This window comes from Roseburia sp. AF42-8 (assembly GCF_003435965.1).
Lineage (GTDB): Bacteria > Bacillota > Clostridia > Lachnospirales > Lachnospiraceae > Roseburia_C > Roseburia_C amylophila.
Genome location: NZ_QTVB01000098.1, coordinates 1 through 2,523, shown reverse-complemented (window position 1 = coordinate 2,523; position 2,523 = coordinate 1). Strand labels below are relative to the sequence as shown.

General features: G+C 41.8%; 3 protein-coding genes and 1 pseudogene. 1 reads left to right on the top strand and 3 read right to left on the bottom strand.

All coding sequences use genetic code 11. The features are described from left to right. The first annotated feature begins 202 nt into the window (after window positions 1-202). A complete protein-coding gene (locus tag DW059_RS15270) occupies window positions 203-1,009 on the top strand; it encodes a helix-turn-helix domain-containing protein (RefSeq protein ID WP_117471349.1) in 807 nt (268 codons plus the stop codon). A gap of 61 nt (window positions 1,010-1,070) precedes the next feature. Here the strand turns inward: DW059_RS15270 and DW059_RS15265 are convergent, their stop codons facing one another. The 3 genes and pseudogenes from DW059_RS15265 to DW059_RS15255 form a co-directional block, all read right to left on the bottom strand. Next, a complete protein-coding gene (locus tag DW059_RS15265; protein WP_014078537.1) occupies window positions 1,071-2,033 on the bottom strand; it encodes a DUF3658 domain-containing protein in 963 nt (320 codons plus the stop codon). A 16-nt stretch (window positions 2,034-2,049) separates the two neighbouring features. Then, window positions 2,050-2,439, bottom strand: coding sequence for a TnpV protein (locus DW059_RS15260; RefSeq protein WP_066548966.1), 390 nt, complete (start codon window positions 2,437-2,439; stop codon window positions 2,050-2,052). Then, a pseudogene (locus DW059_RS15255) lies at window positions 2,399-2,523 on the bottom strand (helix-turn-helix domain-containing protein); the annotation flags it as partial. The pseudogene DW059_RS15255 and the gene DW059_RS15260, both read right to left, overlap by 41 nt.

The following is a 2,523-nucleotide window of genomic DNA, read 5'->3' as shown; positions in this document are numbered from 1 at the left end:
AGCATATCCCACACAGGCTGGTCATTCGATTGGAATAATCCATCGATGAACTACCTGTATCATAGAACATTTTTGTGCCCTGTGCCGTATGTCCACAAAGTAGGAATTAGGGGTAAAAATCAGAAATTTCCACGATTGCGGAAAGTGTGATATAATCCAGATAAGCGGCAGCAATGAAACCATTGGAAAGGAGCGTGCGCCCATGAAAGGAGCAACAAGCATACAGGAACGCCTTTGGGAACTCCGCAAGGACAAAGGCTTAAATCTGGAAGAACTATCAAAGCTGACAGGCATTTCCAAATCAGCTCTTGGAAGTTATGAAAAAGAGGATTTTAAGGAAATCAATCATGGCAACCTTATCACGCTGGCAGACTTCTATGGGGTCTCTGTTGATTATCTACTGTGCCGGATAGAGAACAGGGAGCAGATCAACACACCATTGACGGAGTTGCATTTGAATGATGAGATGGTGGCACTGCTGAAAAGCGGTCGGATTAACAACCGTCTGCTCTGTGAGCTTGCTACACATAAAGATTTTATCAAGTTTCTTGCAGACATTGAGATTTATGTGGACGGGATTGCTACCATGCAGATTCAAAACCTCAATGCACTTGTCGATACCGTCCGGCATGAAATCATTGAGCGGTATCGCCCAGGCGAAGATGACCAGCATTTGAAAGTGCTGCAAGCCGCCCATATCAGTGATGATGAGTATTTCAGTCACATGGTTCTGGATGACCTCAACCTGATTATCCGGGATATTCGGGAAGCCCACAAAAAGGACAGTGAGAGTGCGCCCCAGACCACCGTTGCCGATGAATTGAAAGAAAATCTCGAAGCAGTCGAAAATTTCAAGGGCAGCCGGGATGAAAAGCTGGTTGTCCTTTACTGCAAGCAGCTCGGTATCAACTATAAAAATCTGTCAGACGAAGAATTTCGCTGGCTGATTCGGATTCTCAAAAAATCAAAGAAAATGGGAACGCCTATCAGCCAGAGGAAAAAACGGTAAAAAAAACCGCTGTTGCATGGTTGGGGTGCCTTCCATGTAGCAGCGGTTCTTGCTGTGGTTATTATTTCATTCGTTTTCTTAATATCCGGCGATAATTTGTTTCTCCCTTTGGTGCGTCCTGTATAATTTCCAACACACCATCTTCAAGCATTTTATCAATGCGATTAGAAATCCATACATCACTAATTCCAAGTTGATATTTTCCTAAAACATTACCTATAACAATAGCCATTTTGAATTGCTCTGGCTGTTCTGCAATTTCACGAAGAATGAAACTATCATATATATCTTCTGAAACACTTTGCAATTTACCATTTAGCATTGCACGCAAAGGTGCATTTTCATTTTGAAGTTGATTCCATTTCATAGCACAAGCTGAAAGAAATACAGGCTTAGCTTTTTCTTGTAGAGTTATATATTTTCCCCATTCGCCAGGAGAAACCTCACCCCATGCTATTTTGGATGTCATAGTATTTTCTTTTCCATATTCCCAGGCAGGTAACTTAACCAAATAAATTGTTGTCTGACAGTTTAATGGTCGAAGTTGTTTCATAAGCCAGTACATACCGCAAAGTTCATCCGGATTATAGCTATACCAAATACGAACTTCTTCCCCAGCTACATATCGTTCAATAACCGAAGACAATGTAGTTTTAATTTTCTGTATTTTTTCTTCAACCTGATAGTCTAAATCCTCTACAAACCAGACAGACAGCATTTTCTTGAGAACATTTTTCCGCTGTTCGCCAATTCCATTATCAGAAATATCTCCCACACTAAGAGCCATATCAAAACAATAAACATCACTGCTCTTGCCTCCCAATGGAATAGCATTCTCCCAAGCAATATGTTCTTGTTCCTGTGCTTGAATTTGTGCTTCTTTCATTTCATCTGAAGATGGAACACTCCCATCTTCATGCCTCATAAAGACCGAAACTGCACTTCCTCTATACTTTCCCTTACCGTAAGTTTGGGCAATTTTCAAACTTCCACAGGCACTTTCACCAAATACAATTTCAATCATCTTATATACCTCCGATTTAATTACTCCCGTATGAATAAATTATATCATGCAAAACAATTTCTTCTGCCCGGTTGTGAATGTTATTACAACGCTGCACCCATTCCATTTGTTGAGTTCGCTTCAATTCCTCTGTCACGCCCTCGGTGGCTTTCATCTGCTCCATGATAGTGTCTAACCGTTCCTGTGCCTGTTCGTTCAGGTCTGCAAGATATGTCCACAATTCTCCGGTCAGTATCAATGTATTCAATCTGGCTGGGTGGACTTCCCTTAAATATTCCCGGTGCATCCGTCCGTACTTTCCGATAGGGCGGTGTTCCTCCGGCAGTTTCAAGTCCGGGATGTAATAATCTCCGACAAGGATATAATCAATTCCGTTTTCCGTTATTCTTGGTTTCAATTCGCTCATGTTCCTTACCTCCTGTGGAAGCAGGCTCGTCTGGTACTAACTCAATCACATCGGTAATCTCACAATTCAGCGTTTCGCAGATAC

Excerpts from the sequence above, each read along its gene's own strand:
- DW059_RS15270 (WP_117471349.1), top strand. The coding sequence starts at position 203 with ATGAAAGGAGCAACAAGCATACAGGAACGCCTTTGGGAACTCCGCAAG.
- DW059_RS15265 (WP_014078537.1), bottom strand. The coding sequence starts at position 2,033 with ATGATTGAAATTGTATTTGGTGAAAGTGCCTGTGGAAGTTTGAAAATT.
- DW059_RS15260 (WP_066548966.1), bottom strand. The coding sequence starts at position 2,439 with ATGAGCGAATTGAAACCAAGAATAACGGAAAACGGAATTGATTATATC.